This window comes from Gracilibacillus salitolerans, from assembly GCF_009650095.1.
In the GTDB taxonomy this organism is placed as follows: Bacteria; Bacillota; Bacilli; order Bacillales; family Amphibacillaceae; genus Gracilibacillus; species Gracilibacillus salitolerans.
In genome coordinates this window covers 245,476-266,801 of record NZ_CP045915.1, presented here as the reverse complement: position 1 = coordinate 266,801, position 21,326 = coordinate 245,476, and the positions used below count along the sequence as shown (strand labels likewise).

Genomic DNA, 21,326 nt, shown 5'->3' with positions numbered 1-21,326 from the left:
GATGAGTAAAAACTCATGAGTATCGTTCGTTTTGAGATTTTGTCTAGAGTAATAGAGTTAGGGAGTTTTACAAAAGCAGCAGAAAAATTAAATATGACTCAATCAGCTGTTAGTCATGCTATTTCCAGTTTAGAAACAGAGTGGGGAGTCCCATTATTAATTCGGGACCGTAGAAAGGGAATAACGCTCACGGAAATAGGACAAAAAACACTGCCACATATAAGAGAAGTGTTGAAAAGAATGGAAACAATTAACCAAGAAATTGCGTTAGCAACGAACTTAGAAACAGGGATTATTCGTATTGGTACTTTTGCGAGCGCTTCTTCCTGCTTATTACCTAAATTGCTTGCAAAATTTCAGAAAAAACATCCTAAAATAGAATTTAAGTTTTATGAAGGGACCTATGAAGAGATTACGGAATGGCTACAATCTGGAATTATAGACATTGGGTTTGTTGTAAAAGGTAAATCAAATCCTAGCTTCGATCTAGTACCTCTCATAAAAGACAAAATGGTTGTAGCTTTCCATCCCGAGCATAAATTCCTTCACAAAGAAACGATAAATATGCACGATTTAGAAAAAGAGCATTTCATCATGCCAACTGGAATGTACCAATCACATGTAGAGGAGTTATTTGAAAAAGCACAAATCAAACCGACTATCCGTTTTGAAGTACACGATTGCACTACTATAGCTAATATGGTACAAGAAGGGCTTGGCGTTACCGTCGGTCCAGAGTTGTTTTTGAAAACTCAACAAAACATCAAGATAAGAAAACTTAATTTAACAAATTATCGTGATGTTGCACTAGCTTGTTCTGCAATTTCTGAAGCATCTCCGGCTGTAAGGGAGTTTCTCATGGTTGCTAAAAATGTTTTTATTGAGCCTAATAATACTATAGACTCCCAAATTCCATTTAATTAATTGTTGCAACTTTCCCTCCCTGTTAAAGTTTTTGAATTTGGGAATGCTCTCTCAATTCATCCAAAATGAACGTTTTGTTAAAGAGATAGCCTTCCCAAAATACAAATTCAAAAAAGTCTTATGCTATTTTACTCATCCTTAATTCATTAAATTATCCTCAACCTGCTTTAACAACTCTATCATTTCCTTTATAACTATTCTGTCAAACTCTTCAGTCCTATCTTCTTCATGAGTACCTTCATTTAAGTAATTCCATTCAATAGGATTTTTGTTCTCCATCCCAATAAAACCTTCAACGACGAAACTACATTTTCAAATTCACCTATTGAATTTTTATCAATGAATTTTCTTAATGCCTGAGTAGTTGACATTAATTCAGGTGGTTTTCCCGGCGAGCGCATCGAGACATTCAGTTGCACAGTGTATTTCTTCGCCAACTTCTTCCAAAGCTTATTGTCCCCCAAAAACTTTCTTTTTCCCTCCCAAAATCCAACCCAATCCCTTACCATACCTAACTCCAAACCAATTTTACAAAATACGGTGCGTAATTAATGTTTTTCCGTAAAACAGCCGATTTTGACCCGATACATACCTCGAAAAATTTGTCGATCGGTAACTTTGTTTTTCCGTGCTTAGCAGAGAAATGGCACCGAAAATAAAGAGAAAAGAAAAGCAGAAGGTTATAGAAAAAAAACCGAAAGAAAAAAGAAATTCTTTAATCTTCCAGTCTCCTATTTCAATCATATCAAAGGTTATCTATTAACATCCGTTTGAATTTCAGGTTTTCTGCCAAATCCTCTCTATCACTCTTTTTTCCCATTCAGGGAAAAACATTAATACCTGCGGAAAAATTTTAATTGTGGGTGACAAGAACTCTTCCCTGTATATGCTTGCAAGGTTTTTCTGTTGTCGCTCATCGTTAAGAAACAAACAGGAACTTACAAAATGTTGTTTTTTGGCTAACAACACGCTTTTAATTTTTGGCCATAAATCTACAGTTTGTTGTTATCGATTTTTTTAGAGGGAAGCGAGATGTCATTGCATGTTTGGCAGCGTTTATTGCTACCTTATAACCTATGAGTGGATCCTTTAGGCACCATCCAAAGTGTATTTAAGAAGGTTGTAAGTCAGCAGTCCATACCGGAGATATCTCATTAGTATAAAAATATCCAACTAACCCAGTGTCACTTCCTACTTGATAAATTGCTTGAGCCGAAGCTTTAAATCTTACATAATTTGAAGAAGAATGCTCTTCATAGATAAACTTCACGTTAAAACCACTTTCTTCCGTTTCACTATTACCATAACGTCTTAGGTCGACATTAGTAATATCTTCATAAGGCACATCAGCTTTTTTTCCTAAACGTAAGGCTCTTACCTTTTTTCTTGTAAGACTATGAATGTTATCTTCATGATATTCTTCAAACGTTGAATCAATTTTCCTGTTTAAGCCATCAACTAGTGTATTAGCAAAATAGTCTAAATACCCACCATAATTAGGAATGAGAGTTAACCATTTGAATTTTCTAATTTCTACATTATAATCAGGTTGTGAATACAAAATATTTACATACTCATGATTCGGATAAAATTCTAGATCTACCTGATACATTGTAGCTACTGCATTAGATACACCAGATAAATATTTTTCAACATAAGTTTCTACAGCTTCTGTATTAGACCAACCTCTTAACATAACAACCCCACTATCTGATACCATATATTCAGAATCCGCACTAAACACTTCAAGAAAAAAAACATGTCTCCATGCATTACTTTGTTCTTCTTCAAGATTATGTCTTAGGTATCGTGCCGATCTAGTACGCTCATATGGAATTGTCTCTTGTTCGTTTTCGTTAAGTGTAGCATTATCAATTAAAGAATTGATTTCGTTACTAACTCCTTTATTACCCATATTTCTTAATGAAGGGTCTTGATACTGACCATCGATTTTTTTATTCCTTGCTGATATAAAATGTCTTCATTAAGTGACTTGTATGTATCAGTTAATTCTCCAAATACAAGAAATGCAGTTCCATCTGAACTTATTTCACCAATTGTTAATGATATAATACTTTCCTCGTTCTCAGGATTGAAATATAACCCCATTAATCCCGAATACTCTTTTTCACCTTTTACAAAAGTTACATCTACTGGTCCATTAATTATTTGTTGTTCTTTGTGGTCATAAACAGGTACATTACCAGAAAATTTAATAGGAAAAGTTTCATTAGATATTTTGATTGTTCCATTTCCTTCTACTGGTAATTCACCTTCTCCATTGGAGAAATCTGCTTTCAAAGTGATATTAACGAACGATTTTTCAGTAGTGTTTTTGCTATTTCTATTAGTTTCTTTATTCCATTCACTGCCAAATAATGTTTTATTTGCTTTAGATAAATTTTTAGAATCCATAAATAGTTCAACATCTTCATCTAGATTAAGTTGCTGTTTAATATGATAATTCTTAGTTGATTCACTGTCACTTGGCGTGAACTCGATTAAGCGATTACTTGCAGGCTTATCTGAGGAAGAATCTTGCAGATTACTATCATTTTCTTGAGCATAAGAATGGAACGGAGTGTTAAAGATAAAAATAGAAGAATAGAAATTAAAGTAAGTTTTTTTCTCATATATAAGCCCTCCTTTTTTTGTAAATTACACCATATATAGTAATATTTTTATCGAAATTTATAATTTCTTAACAAATTTTACATCTTGTATTTTTACTTTATGGCAAATATATTAGGACTTATCAATGGGGATTACTTTGTATGTATTGTTTTAGTAGCCATCATATTCCCTATTGACATCTTCAAACAACTTTTCAAATTGTTCCTGACTAGGAAAATTATTTTTAGTAAAATCATGCTTTTCAATCAATTTCCTCAGGTCCTCCAAATTTGTTATCTCCCCTGTAAAAATTGAACTATTTGTATAATAACCTATTTTATCTCTATCTAATTCCGGATATTTTGATAAAAGTATACCCACTAAATCTTCTGATGCACCAAAAAACCTTCCAATTTCATTCGATTCCTCATTCTCAGATAAAGAGGAGTAAAAAGCAGGATCGCTAAGAGCTATAACTATTCCATACCAGTTTGCATATACAGTGTTAGCATGACCATCAGCCATTCTCTCTAATTCTTTATTCTGAAATAATAAAAAAATATTGAAAAATAAACTTATAATTAAAATACTAACACCTATTTTATATCTCACTTTTAACTCTCCTTTTTTTGCTTTCATCATAAATTTGAACAGTATATCAATCAGTTTAACATACACTTTGGGACTCTAAGATTTAAATTATGTAAATTTTCAAGTAAAATAATGTAGGTAAGTCTTCTTGCCTATTCTGTCAACTCGTTTAGTTGATTTCTCATTCTCAACTTCTTTTATTCTTGCTGATCTACAGGTTCATCTTTGGTTTTCGAGATAAGGGGAGGTGACTAACCTCCCCCTATCTTTTTTCAATTCGTTCATTCTAATATTGAATTTACCCTATACCTTAAATGTATACTGACTCCTAGCGAGTCTCTTAGTCCATCACTTCCGAGATGCCAATGCTTCATTAGTTACTATTTATGATAAATAAATAAATAAAAAACAACCACTAGAATAATAATTTAAGTGGTTGATCTTATAGAATTTAACGAAGAAGTATAGAACTTTATTTTTATACTACACAAGGTGTTGCATAATAAAAAAGTTATACATAATCTTCATTTGTTACAGGAATGCTGCACAGTTTGTTTTCACTATAACTAGCACTAAGTATAATCCACCAGAAATCAATTTTCTCTGTTTTTAAGTTGTAGACGATTTAGAATTGGAAATCCCCATCCTTCATTAGCAGGAGTTCAGTTCCACCTTCTTTAATGCCCACTACTTTCATATCTTCGGTACCAAAGGTCACATTGACTAACAAAAGTGAAGTATTCAGACCCGCTGCCTTCAACTCTTCCTCAGATTGGTCAATGCCATTTTGAATATTGGAAGGAGATGCATTTCCGATTCCAATATGACTGGCCGTATTTTCATCGAACAAGGTATTGTAAAAAAGAGTATCTGCCTGAGCAAGAGGAGATTTATTAGAGACCAAGGCAATTTCACCTAGATAATGTGAACCTTCGTCTGTTTCGATTAGATTTTGTAACACTTCTTGTCCCTTTGCGGCATAATAGTCGGTAATCCGTCCATCTTTAAAAATTAGATAAAATTCATCGATGACACTTCCCCCATAGACAAGAGGTTTAGTACCTACCAATTTGCCATTCACCTTATTTTTATGGGGAGCAGTAAATATTTCTTCCGTAGGAATGTTCGGAAAAAAAGGTATTCCATTTTTATCTATGACACCCCCACCGATATAGAGATGATTTTTAGGTAGACCAATTAGTAAATCAGTTCCACGGCTATTTGTAAAATGCAGAGCTTCAAATTGGCTCTCGTTTAGGATTTTTTTTCGAGACTCGAAGGCTCCATTGTGATTCTCCCAATCTTTTATAGGATTTTTCCCATCTGCCCGAGATCCTTTTAAAATTAATTTCCATAATGATTGTAAAGCTTCTTCTTTACTTAGGTTGGGAAATACTTTAGTTGCCCATACAACGTACGGGACAGCTAGAAGACACCAGCGTACCTCGTGGGATCTAATTTTCGCATAATAACCCCTCAATTTGGTACGAGAAGCTTTTTGGAAACGACTTATCCTTTCTGTGGAAACCTCCTTAAAGACATCTAAGTTTTCAGAAATAATATGGATGTAAGCAGCACCTGCATCGTCCCACTCCTTAAAACGGGCAGCCTGCCAATCAGGAAAGTGATCGATGACACTATCTGCTGCATTTAAGTAAAATTCTTTGGTAGACTGTTCATCTGTCCAATCTATAAATACATTTGAAGCTCCTGCCTCGTAGGCTACCGTTTGGATTAGACGTGCAAACGTAGCATTTTGTATATCACTATGAATAATCAATAATTGATTTTTTTGCAGATTTACACCAGCTCGTACAGCAAGTTCTGCATACTTTTTTAACTGTGCTTCACTTATAAATTCATATATTCCTTTAATCATTTAATATCTCCCCTGTGATGTTCTTGTATAATTTTACTACAGAACCCTGACCTACTTAATACGGATAGGTAAGGGTTTGAAGTTATCGCTCCCTTTTCCCCCCGTTCACACCGTACGTGCGACTTTCACCGCATACGGCGTTCCAACTAATCCAATTCATTCAATTTTATGTATTTTAGATTTGACTTTCTTTCTTCGAAATCAAACTGCTTGATTATGACATTGTAATCGAAGTTCATTAAGTTTTTCTATTTGCTTTTTAGAAAGATTTAGGACTTGTATTAATGCTTTTATCTTATAAATGTCTTTCATGTGTACTAGTCTGTGGACTGATTCATGCAGTATTACTAGATTAGAGAATGAATCATCGTTTGAAAGATGATAAGGATTCTGATGGTGGCAATGCCAATCATCTAGACCTAGTTCTACTCCAGAAATGGCACACTTACCATACTGAGCGATAAATTTACTTATTCGATTGTCGTTATATTCAATTGTCCGATTTGGAATAAAACTTTTCATAATGTAAGATAAGACATCTTTATTTATGGCTTTTAACCCTTTGTGTATCTTTTCTCTACCTTCGGACGTGTAATTGCACGTATCCTGGGAAAAGCATAAATTCGTTTTATATTTTTGGGCATGAATGGGTACAAACACCATGTTTTGTATCTTAAACAGTTTGCATTTATATCCTTTATACCTCTTTTGTAATGTCTTGGTCATGTCATGAAATTCTGCGTCAGTTCTAAGAATCTTTAGGCGATTATACATCGTTTTTCGTAGATAAGAGTTTAACTCATTAAGATTTATCGTAATTCTAGTGGCTGCTGAATAGTAATTTTGTATCCCCATAACGATAGTGTTGAAATTCCAAACGGTTTGATTACTAGGATGTTTCTGAACAGCTTTGATTGCTTCTTTTATTTTGTTAGAAGCATTTAACTTTGCTTTCTTAGACATATTTGACTTAGCTACATAGCCGAACCTCGTTTTGCTCTTTCTTACTGCTTTAATAGAAAAACCGAGAAATTCGGAAGAATTTTTCTTTAGGTTTATTACCTTAGACTTTTCTTCACTTGTTTCAAGTTGCAATCTAGTCATCAAGAAATCTTTAATTGCGTAGTTCATTCTGATTGCTTGTGAACGTGTGCGACATAAAACCTTGAAATCGTCCGCATAGCGGACAATATAACATTCTTTAAGTTCAGATTTCTTTAGTGCTTGATATTTAATCCCATTTGTTTTGTATGGAAAACCAGTTGTGAAGGTTTCCCATTGATTACTTATCCACCAATCAAGTTCATTTAAAACGATGTTTGACAGTAGTGGAGAGAGGATGCCACCTTGCGGTGTTCCTTTAGATGGTACACCTTCACCATGAATTTCAGCTTTTAATAGTTTTGAAATAATGGCGATTAATGACCTATCTCTTATGCCTAAAGACCAAATTTGTTTTAAGAGTTTACTATGATTAACATTATCAAAGAAGCCTTTAATATCAACATCAATACAATGGTGAAGCCCAGATTGATTGATTAGAAATTCAAATCTTGCTTTCGCATGATGGGTGTTTCTATTTGGTCTGAATCCATAGCTATGCTTGTGAAACTTTGCTTCACAAATAGGTTCTAATACTTGCAGAATGCACTGTTGAAAAATCCTATCCCAGATGGTTGGAATGCCTAGAGGTCGAGTCTTACCATTCGCTTTTGGAATCAAAACACGTCTAACTTTTTGTGGTTCATATGATTGAACCATCTCTTGAACCTTTACTATTACATCTTCCACTGACAAGTGACTAATATCTTTAATTGTTAATTTATTTGTGCCTGCCGTTTTACTTCCAGTGTTTCTTTTGATATTTCGATAGGCAAGACGTATATTTTCATTAGAACTCATCAATTCTATTAATCCATAAAACTTTTCACCATTGGAACTACGAGCATAAAGAGTGTCGAAACACTCTTGTAGGTTGTAATACTCGTTATGCCTCAGTTTCTTCCGTTTCAATAAGTCGGCTACCCCTTTCGGAGTTAAACCTCTTTTAGTCTCACGAGAACCTTATTAACCGATAAAGATCTGCCTTGCATGGTTGAATGATTCTTCATTAGTCTAGTGGCTATCCCTCTGTGTTGATTAGACACTTCATTGGTACTGTGCCACCACTTTCACTGATATAAAGAGAAGTTATACAATAACTATTGTCATTATTGCTTTCCTTTCCAACGTTTCATAAGGAGTAAGCCCTCCACGTTATCAGCTTACAACGTTGAATTATATCTATTTTAGAATGGACTTAGGTGCTTCCTTTAAGCCTGTCAACTTTCATACGCCTGTAACGTATCATGGATTTTCATATTAGTTAGTCTTACTCAACCACAGTTAACCTCACATTTAGTGATATACACATTTCTATGTATTGCAGGTCTAGACCTGTACATTCAGAAGTTTGTCAGCGTAACCTTTTTCTTTTAGGTTTATTTGCATACTCACCATATTCATTCAACTCAAGCATCATGATTTACACCGCTCCATCGAGTTGACTTTCGTCAGCTAAAGTTCACTGTTACGGTAAATTCTAACGCCTTTTCACCGAGCTTTTAACACAATCTTTCTTACTAAACTTAGTGCTAATCGGCTAAGAGAGAACCCTTCCGAGCGTTACCTCTTCATTTGATTCTTCGATATAATCCTTCAATTCCACAAGGAATTGCCAAGCCTTTACCAGAGAAATGTGACCATCCTCCATTTAAGCTAGGAACATTTCGCACAATTAACCTGCCCGTTCGTAATATAAGGTTAACCAGATTTTTCTGGTTGACCATTTTTTATATGGTTTTATTATAACAGTAGCCGGGGTAGAACGTAACTGCCCGTGGGGCATTGACCCCGTCAGCTAAACAGTTCACCCCCTACTTGTAAAAACATGATTGAGCTGGTTGGGACCCTGGATCCCGTTTAACAAGCGAAGCTATGATATTACAAGAAGGATTAGGGGCACCGGCAAATATATTTTCGAGGAGGAGATTTTGTATGAATCCAGTCGTTGGTCTGGATGTTTCTAAAGGGGAAAGTCAGGTCCAAGCATTTTTGGACAAGAAAAAGCCATATCGTAAGAGTTTTAAAGTGGAACACACTAGTGATGGATTAGCAATTCTTCATGAATTTTTAAAGTACTTGAAGGAAATTACGGGACAGAATCCAGCAATTGTTTTAGAAGCTACGGGACATTATCATGCTTCTGTTGTTCAATTTTTGGAGGATCATCATTATTTATTGATTATAGTTAATCCATTGATCTCATATAGAGCGAAAAGTTCTAGTTTACGAAAGGTTAAAACTGATGCAGTAGATGCTTATCTTCTTTGCGAGCTTTACTATAAGGAAGACCTAGAGCCATATAAAAGACGCGGGGTTCGACTCTTAAACCTTCGTAATCTAACACGGCAACATGAGAACATTACAGGGAATTTTATTCAAACAAAGCTACAGTTTCAGGCTGTGTTGGAACAAGTATTTCCTGAGTATAGAGGGGTTTTTGGAGAGTTATATTCTTATGTTTCTTTACGGATTCTCCAAGAATATAAGGCATCGGAAGATATCTTGAAGACTAGCGAAGATAAACTAACAAATCGTATAGCTGATTTATGTACGAGTCGTTCTAAAAAATGGGCTTATGAAAAAGCACAAAAACTTAAAACAGCTGCAGCTCGTAATCCATTTAAAAAGACGTTGTACCAAAGTCACCTGTTAAGCATGGGAATGTATATTGATATGCTTCTTCAATTTAAAGAGCATCTATCAAAGTTGGAAGCTGAGATAGATACCCTAGCTAAAGGAATTGAAGAATATAAGATTATCAAATCTATCCCTGGCATTGGAGAAAAGATCGCTGCCACGATCCTTTCTGAGATTGGGGAAATAGATCGATTCAATCACCCAAAAAAGCTTGTGGCTTTTGCCGGAGTTGATCCTAGCGTTTTTGAATCAGGTAGATTCACAGCTAGTATCAACCGGATCACTAAAAGAGGCTCTAGTCGTCTACGCCATGCCTTATATCTAGCTATACGTTGTGCCATCCGTGACAAACGTAAAAAGAAAACTAGTGATAAAATAATCCCTCGAAATAAGAAAATGAGAGAGTTTTACGACAAAAAGCGTAGCGAAGGGAAACCCTTTAGAGTAGCAGTTATTGCTTGTGTAAATAAGCTCTTACATTGGATTTATGCTTTATTAAAAAACAAAACGACTTTCCAAGATATAGCTTAAAAACTATATCTAACTAAATAATACAAAACCTTCCATTACGGTAATGAAGGAAGGTTATTTGGCATGCGCAAATTTAGTATAACACATTAATTTTTAGTTTTTCATTGAAAAATGTTGACAAACTATTAGCTGGTTTAGCGCAATCTTCTCACACCATTTTAACATAATATTCCAACATTTCATTTTAAATTTAAGCCATGAAAAAAGACGATCATTTTGATGATCGCCTTGTTGAACTCTTGCCACCCGATACTTGAAGACTTGAAACCGAGATATTTCGAACCTGAATGTAACTAGTGGCATCGGAATAATTAATTAAAAGTCTTCTTCATAATAATTCTATTCTCATTCATTTCGTAATCCTTCTTTATGTAAAAACGCTCTGCAAGTCCACCGTTAGAAGTAATCAAATAAATACTTGAAACCTTATTCTCTTGAAGTTGTTCTTCTAGAGACTCTAAAAGCAATGAGCCCAATCCTTTTCCTTGTATGTCATTGTTAATACACAATTCAGCAATATAAAATACAATACCTTGGGGTGTTCGCTTCTTGTTACCACCAATGAACCCTACCAATTCCCTCCCCCGATATAATGTTAGTCCTAAAAACTTAGGTGTGTTGTACAAATCAGTAAGTCTCTCCTTTGCAATATCGTACGACCATTCTTCATTCCAGGGCTGGGAGTTAAAAACCTTAATGTACAAATCAACACAATTTTCAATTTCCGTCCTTATAAAGGACCTTACACTATACTTCAAATTTGTTATCTCTCCTTCCATTAAATTAATTTTATTACTAAAGGAAAGCCCCCTTTAACGGAACAAAGGCGTAATGAATTGCGCCCGTTAATGGCATAATGCCCCTCGAGATAGGCTTCCCAAGGGGCGATAGAAGTTCTTCCAACCTTCGTACCGTTTTCGAAACGGTTGAATGGTCAACACCCCATGTCCGGCCGAGGCGGTTTTGTGACTGACCATCCTGATCCCACAATTACATAATTAGAATTTCTTGGCCTGCGAACAATCCTCTCTTACGAAGCATTTGTCCAGCCAATGCGTGGTGGGAACGTGCCAAAGCAAAATGGCAACACTAACCGGATACTGATCTGCCGCACTCAATTCCTTATTTTCTTTGTTATCTGATGCATTTCTTGTCTGTTCATAAGATACCCTTACCTTTTCTGTTGCTTAATAAAATCACACAACTATCGATTCATTGATTATACATTAGCACCTTTTTTCTTCTTAAACAAATGGATCCCATCCCGAATTTTTAACCCAGGTTGATAAATCAAGCAATTCGGGATGAATTTTACGTAGTGAAGGAATGTCAGCTTGATACCCATCAGTTTCTAACCATTCAAACATTTTATTTTTCTGAAATTGATCCCTGGCAGACTCCAAAACTTCACATGGCGTATCAAATACTTGACTAAACACTTTTGCCACTTCTGAAAGCGTCACTTCGTCCCCGGCAATTTCAATGGCCTTTCCCTTGTATTTTTCCGGGTTGTTAAAGGCAATTGCAGCAAACGCCCCAATATCTTGCACCGCGATGATTTGTAAATTCGTATTCACATCCATAAATCCCTGTATCATCAATTTTTGTTCATGAGCTTTACTAAATCCTATAAAGTTTTCCATGAAACCAGCTGGACGGAGAGCCGTAAAAGGTAAACCAATAGCACGTACATATTTCTCAACTTGCCACTTTGTTTCAAAATGGGGAACCCCACTATCTCTTTCAGCGCCGCCGGCCGAGCCATATACAAAATGTGAGACGCCGACCTGTTTGGCAACATTCGCTACTGTTTTCCCTTGTTGGATCTCTTTTTCGGAATCCTTTAAATACAAAGGTTGAACGCTATAAACACCGTAAACTCCCCGCATAGCTTCTAAGAGAGATTGCTGATTATCCATATTCGCTTGAACGACTGTGGCGCCCCTTTTTTGCAGTTCTTGTGCAGCCGGTTGATTCGGGCGCCGCGAAACCGCGCGCACGGACCATCCATCAGCTAACAACTTCCTGGCAACTGCGCCTCCCTGTTTTCCCGTGGCACCCAACACTAAAATGGTTTTGTCTGAATTTGTCATGTAGAAATCCTCCTTGTATTTTATCATCCCAGCCTTATTGTTCCTTTTTATGAAAATGATCTGTGGTCGAATTTTACCTCCCCCCTAAAACTTAGGAGTTCAAGGGCAAGTTTTGTTATTAATTTATTAATCCCTACTAAGAGATCTTCAATTTCAGAATAAGAAATGATTATCTGTTCCCTTCCGATAGCTTTCTATATAATGAGGCTCTTGACACATTTGTAATTTCATAAATTTGATTTACAGTCATACCCCTCCTTCTTTATATAGCTTTACTGCATAATTCATTCCTGCGTGATTTTTTTGATATTTCTTTAATCGGCCCCTCTAGCAGGTTCTTTTACTTTCGATTGTTCTAACTTTTTAGCAGTAGGTTTCAGAACGGACAAGCTCATTACGAGCAGGCTGATGAGAGCGGTATAGCCTAATATGCCAATGCCGTCGTTCAAAGGGTTTTTATCGAAGAACAGGATATCTTTGAACGCCTCTACGCTGAAACGGAATGGAACCCAATCATACAGCCAGCTCTTTGTGATGTCTGGCAACATTTCAGGCGGCAGGGTCAAGACCGGCATCGAGAAGAAGAACAAGAGTATGAAAATCGGCGCTGCTGCATATCCAATCCAGTTCAAGAACGCTCCCTGAATGAAATAGAACATGAGACCGACGAAAAGCATTAGGATCAACATGCCGCCTTTGTCAGGGATTGTGACCTCCAGCACGTTGTTCGCCAACCAGAATACGAGACCCGTAATTCCGCTCACGAAAATGAATCCGCCAAGCAGTTGACTGACAAGAGACGTCCATCGTAAGCCGATCTTTTTAACCACTGTAAAAAGGATCATGGAACTGATGAACGTCGTCAGCCATATAATCTGGGTGAATACGGCTGGCGCGTTACCGTTTGCGGTATAACTTGGGACAGGGTTCAGTTTCTCCGTTTTTACAGAGATGGGTTGTGCGAGCTGCTGGGCTTGCTCTACACTTAACGGCATCTGACGCTCCGACACTTGCGTATATAAATTGGTTTGGACTTGTTGGTTCAACTTTGCGATGATTCCATTAGCCACTTGCTCTCCGATTGCGGCAGCTGGTTTGTTCAACCCCTCATTGATCAGAATCTCGACTTCAGCATTTTGCGGACTTGGACCTAATAGAGTAGGAATCTTTTGAGATAGATCGTTCGGAATGACGATAGACGCATAGAAGTTCTTGTCATTCATCTCATTGATTGCTTTTTCGCGACTTTCCAGAATGGTCCATTCCACACTCTCATTGTCATTCTGTTTGATTTGCTCTTCTAACATTTTACCGAAGTTCAACTGCTCTCCTGTTGGGGGTTTCACACCTTCATCTTCCACGACGAGTGCTAACGGCATGTCTTTTGGTGTTGGATTGACGGTGGAACCCATGAATGAAAATGTAAAAATGATGACAGCAATCAGTATTCCAGCGAACCCGCCCCAGAATAGCTCCTGCTTAAAGAAATTCATCCTATACATCCCCCTTAATAGACAAGTTTTTGATTAGTTACACTATGTTGTTTACAATGCCATTATAGAAGAATACAAGAAACATACAATAACCAATGTTTTACGATATGTATGATAAACGACACCTGATTTAAATTTGTTGCTTATTTGATAAAAGAGGGATGAAAAAATGGCTAAGAAAACAGACCTACGAGTAAAAAGGACGAGGAAACTCATTAACGAAGCATTCTTGAAGTTTATCCAAGAGAAGGGCTTTGACGCAATGACCATTCAAGAGATCGCAGATGAAGCGTTAATCAACCGCGCAACTTTCTATCTTCACTATGATGACAAGTATGACCTTCTGGAAAAAATGAGTTCTGATGTCATCCAGGAATTGATCAGCGTCATCAATCCGCCTTTCGACCAGGCAGATCAAGAAGTGAATATTGAGAGGTTAAAAGGCAGTGTCACCAATGTTTACCAATGTATACAAAAACATCAGATGTTCTATCAAGTCATGTTCGGTAAAAATGGAATCAATGGTTTCAGGAACAATTTAGAAGAAGTGATTCGTGATAAGTTCGACAGGCACATAAAAGAAGTCGTGAAGGATCCAACCCAATTCCAAATCCCGAAAGATCTCCTTCTCCATTTCATCAGCGCTGCCTTCGTAGCTGTCATCCAATGGTGGTTAAACCAAGAGGAGAAGCCTACACCTGAAGAGATGGCCAACCAGCTCTCCAAACTCATCACCCAAGGACCAATACAAACTGCCGGCTTCAAAATCGAATGATAGTATTTTTAAGAAAGAGTCAGGTATCGTTTCAGAAGCATTGATAATCGTACAATCCTAAAAGGTGCCTAACACTTTCGCTGTTATGGTAAAATGAGGTAAAAGATGGGAGATGGAGTAAAATGATGGAAATCTTCAAGGTGAAAGTGCTCGAATATCGTGGTAGCTCTTATCAGATTCGAGCAGGGGAAGCAAATAGAAACAAAGAGGCTGCTTTGGATGATGGAAAGTATACAGAAACCAATCGATGTGACCGAAACGACGGCGGTGTCCAAAAGTTTTGCTCCACATTACTGGATGGGATTGACTGGAGACCTTACATCGTTTGGAAAAATCATTTTCATATTGATCATGTTTATAGGTAAACTTGGTCCGTTGACATTAGCATTTTCATTAGCTAAACAGAAAACGGGGAAGTCCTAAGCCTATTTTTCAATGTAAAAATATTAAAGATAATGGTTATTTGTATAGAGGAAACTGCTGTACAGCTCCCTCTTTTTGCACCATCAATTTAGTTATGCTCTCTGCAGAAGAAAAAATGCGTGATGACTTACGTAGTAAAACACTTTCATGGTTAAATGAAGAACTTGATCGTGTCTTACCCAAACAAATACGTGAAGATACTCGGAAATATTTTTCGAAGAGCAACATATAAAACAAACCTCTCGTGAAATTCCTAAATTAACAGGAATTTAGAGAGGTTTTTTCTTTGTTCAAGGAAAATTTATGTTTCAATTGTTTATTGATAACTACAACCAATCCTCAACTTTACCCGTTCACAATCTTGGTAGGTTATTCAAGATAATGGCCCTTTTGTGGATTAAATATAGCAACCTCTTATCCCAGATAAGTGCCCCGTTAGTTTAAGTGAATAACTTCACAATGTCATATATCTTCTTACTTAAATCATACCAGAAGATAAAGAATTATTGTTCCTATTTTCCACAATTATGGAAATAATTTTGTTGCGTAGTATGTGTCTACTACGTAATAAAAAGAGTTGTTCCACAGCCTGGCCGATTGTGGAACAACTTTATTGTAAAAGAAATATCTTTATTGCTACTGATCTATGACATTTTTATATTAGAATTCTATGACAAATTATATTAGAATTCACAAAGAATGTCCCCCAAAATTAATCTCTTTCCCTCCCCAAATCACCCTAAATCCCATACCACACCTAACTCCAACCCACTTTTACAAATAATGGTGCGTAATTAATGTTTTTCCGTAAAACAGCCGATTTTGACCCGAAACACACCCTGCTAAATTTGTCGAACGGTAACTTTGTTTTTCCGTAATAGAGAAAAAACTGAATGGAGATAGAAAAAAGAACAGAAGAAAAAGTTATCCTTCTCTTCTGCTCTAAACCTTTATATATCAAGTTTTATTCGATACTGAACCACTTCAATTTCACTTCAACTTTCTCTCAAATCTTCTCCAAAAGTCTCTCTCAAATGCTCTTTCCTTTCCAATTCACGGAAAAACATTAATACTTACGGAAAGAGATTAAGACTTATGGAAAAAGATTAATTTTGGGTGACAAAGATGTGAATTCTAATATAACTTGTCACAAAAGGACCGTTAAAATACGGGTTTTTCCTACAAAAAGATGTCATATTCTCTAATATATAATGTCATTTATCGTAGTATATCTAACTTAATATGTCATATGTCGTGGTTTGGAATTTTTAGTTAACCTATTGCTAAATCGTTATAAGAAGAGCAAATCTAATGAGAAAGGTTTGCTCTTCAAACTTTCTTATATAATAATCACAGTATGCACTACTAGCGCCTATTGTTCAATATCCTTATCTATTGAATAGTATATTTGTACTGTGCATCGATAGCAGCTATGGAATTAGTGCATTATAATAGGTTTAGTCCTTTTAGTATTTCTAATAAATTTGTCTTGTTTCTATCTAAATGAATCCACCTTGCAGCATCAAAAATTGGTTTCTATAAAAAATTGTAAATAGGCTTACTTTTTCTTTTTCTTCGCATAAAATTCGGCCGCCTTTTTGCGATTTCCGCACAACTCCATGCTGCACCAGCGTCTCTTTCCTGATTTTGATGTATCGACGAAATAGAGTATGCATTCTTCATGCTCACACTTTCGAATGCGGCCAATAGAGGTATTTTCCAAAGTATGAATGATAGAACCGATAATATTGTACAATACGTGATCCTCAACTGTTACTCCTTCAGATACCATCTTTAAGTTGTTATTCTCTGAATTAATTGTTATGTTAACTTTCAACTTCTCAACAATTTTTTTTAATTGATTGGTTGCATTTAGAGAAACCTCACCTTTTTGTTCTATATCAAACAAAATGATGTTGCAAAGTTTACGGAGTGAATGAAGCTCGATGATTAACGAATTAATTAATTCTTTGTTCTCTAAATCGATGGCATCAGACTCCCGTAAAAGATTATTTTCCTTTAGCCATTGAAGAGTACTTGATTTATCAGCTAAAATGTCAACCTCTTTGTTATTAGAGATATAGGTTGTATTAACAAGGTTTATCCACGCAGTTCCACCTAATATAAATATTGATTTATCCATAACTTGCTCACCTCGTAATAATTATAACCGTTAAAATTGCATTTGACAAGTTATAAAAAGTGCTATACGATGGAGTTGTAACTTCTAAAAATTATTTTTAACGGTTATAAAAGAGGGGGTTGATAAGCATTCGTATGAATTAGATGTTTCCAATTTGTTGGGCTGCTCAATGGGTTATCAATTATAATTATATGAGGTGATAATATGCTAGTGGAATACAAAACAATAAGTATTAAGGACGTTAATATCTTTTATCGCGAAGCTGGTGATAAGGAGAATCCAACAATTCTGTTACTTCACGGCTTTCCTTCCTCTTCTCATATGTATCGAAACTTAATAACAGAGCTAATGGATCAGTTTCATATTGTGGCACCAGATTATCCAGGGTTCGGGAATAGTGATCAACCAAAAATAGAGGATTTTGAATATACATTTGATAACTTTGCTCTTCTGATCAATGAGTTTGTACAGGAATTAAACATAGAAAAATTTAGTATCTATGTTCATGATTATGGGGCTCCAGTAGGATTTAGATTGGCATCAAAACATCCTGAACGCATTCAAGCCATCATAACTCAAAACGGAAATGCTTATGAGGAGGGTTTATTGCCTGCTTGGGATCCTGTTCGTACGTATTGGGAAAACCCTAACGAAGAAAATAAAAATAATATAAGATTTATTTTATCTGCGGACTTTACAAAGTATCAATATACAAAGGGAACTCGTAACTCTGAACGAATTAGTCCCGACGCATGGAATATGGACCAATTGGTTTTGGATCGTCCAGGGAATGATGAAATACAACTTGCTTTGCAATACGACTACAGAAACAATCTTAAACAGTATCCCAATTGGCATGAGTTCTTTAGAACTTACCAGCCTCCGACACTAGCTATATGGGGCAAAAACGACATATTTTTCGGACCTGAAGGAGCATTAGCTTTTCAAAACGATCTTAATGACTGCGAAGTGCATTTATTGAATACCGGGCATTTTCCATTAGAAGAAGAATTGGGAAAGAGTGTTTACTTAATAAAACAATTTTTGCAAAATCGTTTAAATTAACATGTTACTCACTCGTGTTAAGGTTTACCGTAATTAATCAAAACCCAAAAATGAACCTTGCAATTCAATTACCTCCTACGGGAAAGACAAATGTCTTCCCCGTAGGAAACAACATATGACCTTTCTCTCTATTATCAGACTGTGCATAACTAGAAAGTAAGGCCTTGGGATAGGAAAGGAGAAGAAGAGGAAGAAGACAAATTCGATAGATCGATGATACATAAACATCATAACAAGTCTTGTTTAGCAAGAGGATTTATTCTCAACTTATACATAATCTTTATTGTCCTGAAATTGAAGTTAATTGTTGCGCAGTAAAGGTCTACTACGTAATAAAAAGAGTTGTTCCACAACCTGGCCGATTGTGGAACAACTTTATTCTAAAAGAAATATCTTTATTGCTACTGATCTATGACATTTATATATTAGAATTCTATGACAAATTATGTTCAAGACTGTGACATTTTATATTAAAATTCACAGAACACTATGAATTTTAATATAATTTGTCACAAAACAACCGTAAAAAATACGACTTTTTTTACATAAAAGTGTCATATATTTTAATATATAATGTCATTTATCGTATTTTATTTAACTTATTATGTCATATGTTCTCTAGAATTTTAGGTAACCTTCGCCGTCAATAAGAAAAGTATATATAATGAAAGGTTTTCTCTTCATACTTTCTTATATAAAAATAACAGTATGCAATACTAGAGCCTATTGTTCAATACCCTTATCTATTGAATAGTATCGTTGTACTGTGCAGCAAAGTACAAATATACATGTAAAAGGTTTCTGTTGCAAAGTCTCCAAAATTAAATATATAAACATGATACTCATTACTGAACTCATTAACTTGCCAACATTTGTTTGATTTCGTGGCATGGCGAAAAACCATAGAGCTTAGAGACCTACGGTTCTTTTTATATAAGTCGTAAATACATTCGATACCTTTAAGTGTATTCTTAGCAGTACTTAGACTTTGATATTTTACTTTTCCCCGTTTGACATGTCGATGATCTTGTTCAATTCAATTATTAAGATACTTGGAAGTACAATGACTATTTGTATTTAAGTTAAATACTTTGATAATTTTGCTCATAGCAACCTTCGTTGAAGGTGCTTGATCAGTTATTACCATTTTAGGTTTTCCGAATTCCTTAATTAAACGCTTTATAAATGTATAGGCTGATTGATGATCACGTGCTTTTCTTAACCATATATCTAGTGTATGACCATCTGCGTCAATAGCTCTATACAGATAATGCCACTTCCCTTTGATTTTGATATACGTTTCGTCAATACGCCATTTATAATAAGCTTTCTTATTCTTTTTCTTCCCAATATTATATAAAATAGGTGCATATTCTTGAACCCTACGATAGATGGTTTAATGATGTACTTCTATGCCGTGTTCTCTAAGTATTTCAGATATATCACGATAACTTAATGCATATCTGAAATAATTCATCCCAAGCACCTCATTTTTTTGATTACATTATACTATAAAAAGAACTTTGCAACAGAACCCGAAAAATAATTTCCCCAAAATGAAAATAAACAAGCCATAAGCTCACAAAAAATTTGGCAAAATTGGTCGTATCTTCCTTTAGGTTGCCTGAAAAAAATAAAAATGCCGTCTGAAAAACAACTTCAAACAGCATTTCTTTTTGTCCCTACTTTCTCACTCCATATTGCTTCGGCACACCCAAGTGCTCACGCAAAGTATTTCCCTCATAATCAAGATGATATAAGCCTCGTTTTTGCAACACGGGCACAACTTTTTCTACAAAATCTTTTACACCTTTTTGACTTTCTGGCACAATGGAAAAACCGTCCGTTGCCCCTGCTTTAAACCATTCTTCAATGAAATCCGCCACATCGTCAGGCGTGCCAACCACTACAGGGTGATAGTTGATGACTCCGTTTGCCAATACATCTCTTGGACTTAGCCCTTGTTTGATTAGCTCTACTGCTCTTAGTGAGCGTGGGTCGCTTGGATTCGGCGTGGCTTGATATTGTAAAGATTTTGGTAGGGGTTCATTCAAATTCAAGTCAGGCAAATTTATGCCAATCATCGCTGATAAATAGCGAATTTGTCCGTCAAATGCATCTTTTCTCATAAAATCCAGTAACTGATGACGGCGGGCAAGTGCTTCTTCATAAGTATCGCCCACCGTAACCATAAAACCAGAAAACATATTGATTTCTTCAGGGTTTCTACCGTATTTTATCGCACTTTGTTTTAACAAATTACGGTAATGACGAGCTTCTTCAATCGTAAAAGGGTTAGCATAAACACCGCTGGCAAATTTACCTGCCATTTCCACCCCTTCAAAACTTGGACCTGCCTGAAAAATAGGCGGTTGCCCTTGCGGACTTGGTGGAATGGGAAGTGGGCCTTGGGTCTGGTAGTATTGACCATTGAAATTGGCAGGGGTTAATTGATCCATTTTGATAAATTCGCCAGTTTGTTGGTCTGTAATGTAGGCATTTTCGCCAAAACTTCCCCAAAGAGACTGTACTGCTTCTACCATTTCATCTGCCATTTCATAACGAGTGGTAGTGTCAGGCAGAGGACTAGTTCCAAAATTATAAGCAACCTCACGAGTTCCTGTTGTTACCGCATTCCAACCGACACGCCCACCACTTATGAGGTCCAGCGTTTTAAGTTGGCGAGCCAAATTATACGGTAAGTTGTAAGTGGTAGAATAGGTTGCTACCAAACCGATTTTCTGGGTATGCGTGGCAACAGCAGCTAGCATCGTCATCGGTTCCATTACAAACATCGGTGATTTTCGAGCCATATCACCATTTACCCCAGCTCCCACCATCGCAGGTGTATCCGCAATAAACAGCATGTGAATTTTACCCTGTTCAGCAAGTTTGGCAAGCTCAATATAGGCATTGATGTCGGTGTAAGCCTTCGGATTACTATCATTAAATCGCCAAGAATACCCCTCACCACCATAGCCTGTTACAAACATGATGGCCAGCTTGATTTGCTTGTTTGAATTATCTAAATATTCGTTCATCATTTTCCTCCTTT

General features: G+C 36.1%; 16 protein-coding genes and 3 pseudogenes. 6 read left to right on the top strand and 13 right to left on the bottom strand.

The features are described 5' to 3' along the window. The first annotated feature begins 15 nt into the window (after positions 1–15). A complete protein-coding gene (locus tag GI584_RS01405; RefSeq protein ID WP_153789974.1) occupies positions 16–924 on the top strand; it encodes a LysR family transcriptional regulator in 909 nt (302 codons plus the stop codon). A 138-nt stretch (positions 925–1,062) separates the two neighbouring features. Here GI584_RS01405 and GI584_RS01400 read toward each other — a convergent pair whose 3' ends face one another. The 6 genes from GI584_RS01400 to ltrA form a co-directional block, all read right to left on the bottom strand. Beyond that, on the bottom strand, positions 1,063–1,203 hold the full coding sequence (locus GI584_RS01400; protein WP_153789973.1) for a hypothetical protein: 141 nt from the start codon (positions 1,201–1,203) through the stop codon (positions 1,063–1,065). Positions 1,204–2,035: 832 nt separating this feature from the next. Further along, positions 2,036–2,839: a hypothetical protein gene (locus GI584_RS01395; protein ID WP_153789972.1), complete on the bottom strand. Its 804-nt coding sequence runs from the start codon at positions 2,837–2,839 to the stop codon at positions 2,036–2,038. A 5-nt stretch (positions 2,840–2,844) separates the two neighbouring features. Then, positions 2,845–3,339: a hypothetical protein gene (locus tag GI584_RS01390; protein ID WP_153789971.1), complete on the bottom strand. Its 495-nt coding sequence runs from the start codon at positions 3,337–3,339 to the stop codon at positions 2,845–2,847. A gap of 369 nt (positions 3,340–3,708) precedes the next feature. Then, on the bottom strand, positions 3,709–4,149 hold the full coding sequence (locus GI584_RS01385) for a hypothetical protein (protein WP_194842094.1): 441 nt from the start codon (positions 4,147–4,149) through the stop codon (positions 3,709–3,711). Between the two features lie 604 nt (positions 4,150–4,753). Beyond that, positions 4,754–6,007, bottom strand: coding sequence for an aminopeptidase (locus GI584_RS01380; RefSeq protein ID WP_153789969.1), 1,254 nt, complete (start codon positions 6,005–6,007; stop codon positions 4,754–4,756). A 201-nt stretch (positions 6,008–6,208) separates the two neighbouring features. Then, complete coding sequence (gene ltrA, locus GI584_RS01375; protein ID WP_153789968.1) at positions 6,209–8,020, bottom strand: group II intron reverse transcriptase/maturase; 1,812 nt, start codon at positions 8,018–8,020, stop codon at positions 6,209–6,211. A 1,023-nt stretch (positions 8,021–9,043) separates the two neighbouring features. On the opposite strand from ltrA, the gene GI584_RS01370 reads away from it, so the two are divergent. Continuing rightward, complete coding sequence (locus GI584_RS01370; RefSeq protein ID WP_153789967.1) at positions 9,044–10,279, top strand: IS110 family RNA-guided transposase; 1,236 nt, start codon at positions 9,044–9,046, stop codon at positions 10,277–10,279. A gap of 311 nt (positions 10,280–10,590) precedes the next feature. On the opposite strand, the gene GI584_RS01365 is transcribed toward GI584_RS01370, so the two are convergent. From GI584_RS01365 to GI584_RS01350, 4 genes and pseudogenes are all read right to left on the bottom strand, one after another. After that, positions 10,591–11,058, bottom strand: a complete 468-nt coding sequence (locus GI584_RS01365; protein WP_153789966.1) for a GNAT family N-acetyltransferase — start codon at positions 11,056–11,058, stop codon at positions 10,591–10,593. A gap of 465 nt (positions 11,059–11,523) precedes the next feature. Next, positions 11,524–12,372, bottom strand: coding sequence for an NmrA/HSCARG family protein (locus GI584_RS01360; RefSeq protein WP_194842093.1), 849 nt, complete (start codon positions 12,370–12,372; stop codon positions 11,524–11,526). Positions 12,373–12,541: 169 nt separating this feature from the next. Continuing rightward, a pseudogene (locus GI584_RS01355) lies at positions 12,542–12,699 on the bottom strand (helix-turn-helix domain-containing protein); the annotation flags it as partial. Further along, positions 12,687–13,865 (bottom strand): YhgE/Pip domain-containing protein, encoded by a 1,179-nt coding sequence (locus tag GI584_RS01350; protein ID WP_194842092.1) that lies wholly within the window; start codon positions 13,863–13,865, stop codon positions 12,687–12,689. The gene GI584_RS01350 and the pseudogene GI584_RS01355, both read right to left, overlap by 13 nt. A 169-nt stretch (positions 13,866–14,034) precedes the next feature. Between GI584_RS01350 and GI584_RS01345 the strand changes: the two genes are divergently transcribed. The 3 genes and pseudogenes from GI584_RS01345 to GI584_RS23920 all read left to right on the top strand — a co-directional run. Then, the gene (locus GI584_RS01345; protein WP_153789963.1) at positions 14,035–14,640 is read left to right on the top strand and encodes a TetR/AcrR family transcriptional regulator; all 606 of its coding nucleotides are present in this window, start codon (positions 14,035–14,037) and stop codon (positions 14,638–14,640) included. A gap of 122 nt (positions 14,641–14,762) precedes the next feature. Further along, the gene (locus GI584_RS01340; RefSeq protein WP_153789962.1) at positions 14,763–15,005 is read left to right on the top strand and encodes a hypothetical protein; all 243 of its coding nucleotides are present in this window, start codon (positions 14,763–14,765) and stop codon (positions 15,003–15,005) included. A 53-nt stretch (positions 15,006–15,058) separates the two neighbouring features. Beyond that, a pseudogene (locus GI584_RS23920) lies at positions 15,059–15,295 on the top strand (Rrf2 family transcriptional regulator); the annotation flags it as partial. Between the two features lie 1,326 nt (positions 15,296–16,621). Here GI584_RS23920 and GI584_RS01330 read toward each other — a convergent pair. Continuing rightward, the gene (locus GI584_RS01330; protein WP_153789961.1) at positions 16,622–17,206 is read right to left on the bottom strand and encodes a CGNR zinc finger domain-containing protein; all 585 of its coding nucleotides are present in this window, start codon (positions 17,204–17,206) and stop codon (positions 16,622–16,624) included. 204 nt (positions 17,207–17,410) lie between these two features. Here GI584_RS01330 and GI584_RS01325 point away from each other — a divergent pair, with 204 nt between their 5' ends. Continuing rightward, the gene (locus tag GI584_RS01325; protein WP_153789960.1) at positions 17,411–18,271 is read left to right on the top strand and encodes an alpha/beta fold hydrolase; all 861 of its coding nucleotides are present in this window, start codon (positions 17,411–17,413) and stop codon (positions 18,269–18,271) included. Positions 18,272–19,128: 857 nt separating this feature from the next. Here GI584_RS01325 and GI584_RS01320 read toward each other — a convergent pair. Both GI584_RS01320 and GI584_RS01315 read right to left on the bottom strand, forming a co-directional pair. Next, positions 19,129–19,748, bottom strand: a pseudogene (locus GI584_RS01320) (IS6 family transposase). Positions 19,749–19,953: 205 nt separating this feature from the next. Next, positions 19,954–21,312, bottom strand: a complete 1,359-nt coding sequence (locus GI584_RS01315; RefSeq protein WP_153789959.1) for an NtaA/DmoA family FMN-dependent monooxygenase — start codon at positions 21,310–21,312, stop codon at positions 19,954–19,956. Positions 21,313–21,326 lie beyond the last annotated feature (14 nt).

Excerpts from the sequence above, each read along its gene's own strand:
- GI584_RS01405 (WP_153789974.1), top strand. The coding sequence starts at position 16 with ATGAGTATCGTTCGTTTTGAGATTTTGTCTAGAGTAATAGAGTTAGGG.
- GI584_RS01350 (WP_194842092.1), bottom strand. The coding sequence starts at position 13,865 with ATGAATTTCTTTAAGCAGGAGCTATTCTGGGGCGGGTTCGCTGGAATA.
- GI584_RS01390 (WP_153789971.1), bottom strand. The coding sequence starts at position 3,339 with ATGGATTCTAAAAATTTATCTAAAGCAAATAAAACATTATTTGGCAGT.
- GI584_RS01330 (WP_153789961.1), bottom strand. The coding sequence starts at position 17,206 with ATGGATAAATCAATATTTATATTAGGTGGAACTGCGTGGATAAACCTT.
- GI584_RS01380 (WP_153789969.1), bottom strand. The coding sequence starts at position 6,007 with ATGATTAAAGGAATATATGAATTTATAAGTGAAGCACAGTTAAAAAAG.
- GI584_RS01315 (WP_153789959.1), bottom strand. The coding sequence starts at position 21,312 with ATGAACGAATATTTAGATAATTCAAACAAGCAAATCAAGCTGGCCATC.
- GI584_RS01360 (WP_194842093.1), bottom strand. The coding sequence starts at position 12,372 with ATGACAAATTCAGACAAAACCATTTTAGTGTTGGGTGCCACGGGAAAA.
- GI584_RS01365 (WP_153789966.1), bottom strand. The coding sequence starts at position 11,058 with ATGGAAGGAGAGATAACAAATTTGAAGTATAGTGTAAGGTCCTTTATA.
- GI584_RS01345 (WP_153789963.1), top strand. The coding sequence starts at position 14,035 with ATGGCTAAGAAAACAGACCTACGAGTAAAAAGGACGAGGAAACTCATT.
- GI584_RS01340 (WP_153789962.1), top strand. The coding sequence starts at position 14,763 with ATGATGGAAATCTTCAAGGTGAAAGTGCTCGAATATCGTGGTAGCTCT.
- GI584_RS01325 (WP_153789960.1), top strand. The coding sequence starts at position 17,411 with ATGCTAGTGGAATACAAAACAATAAGTATTAAGGACGTTAATATCTTT.
- GI584_RS01395 (WP_153789972.1), bottom strand. The coding sequence starts at position 2,839 with ATGGGTAATAAAGGAGTTAGTAACGAAATCAATTCTTTAATTGATAAT.
- GI584_RS01370 (WP_153789967.1), top strand. The coding sequence starts at position 9,044 with ATGAATCCAGTCGTTGGTCTGGATGTTTCTAAAGGGGAAAGTCAGGTC.
- GI584_RS01400 (WP_153789973.1), bottom strand. The coding sequence starts at position 1,203 with ATGGAGAACAAAAATCCTATTGAATGGAATTACTTAAATGAAGGTACT.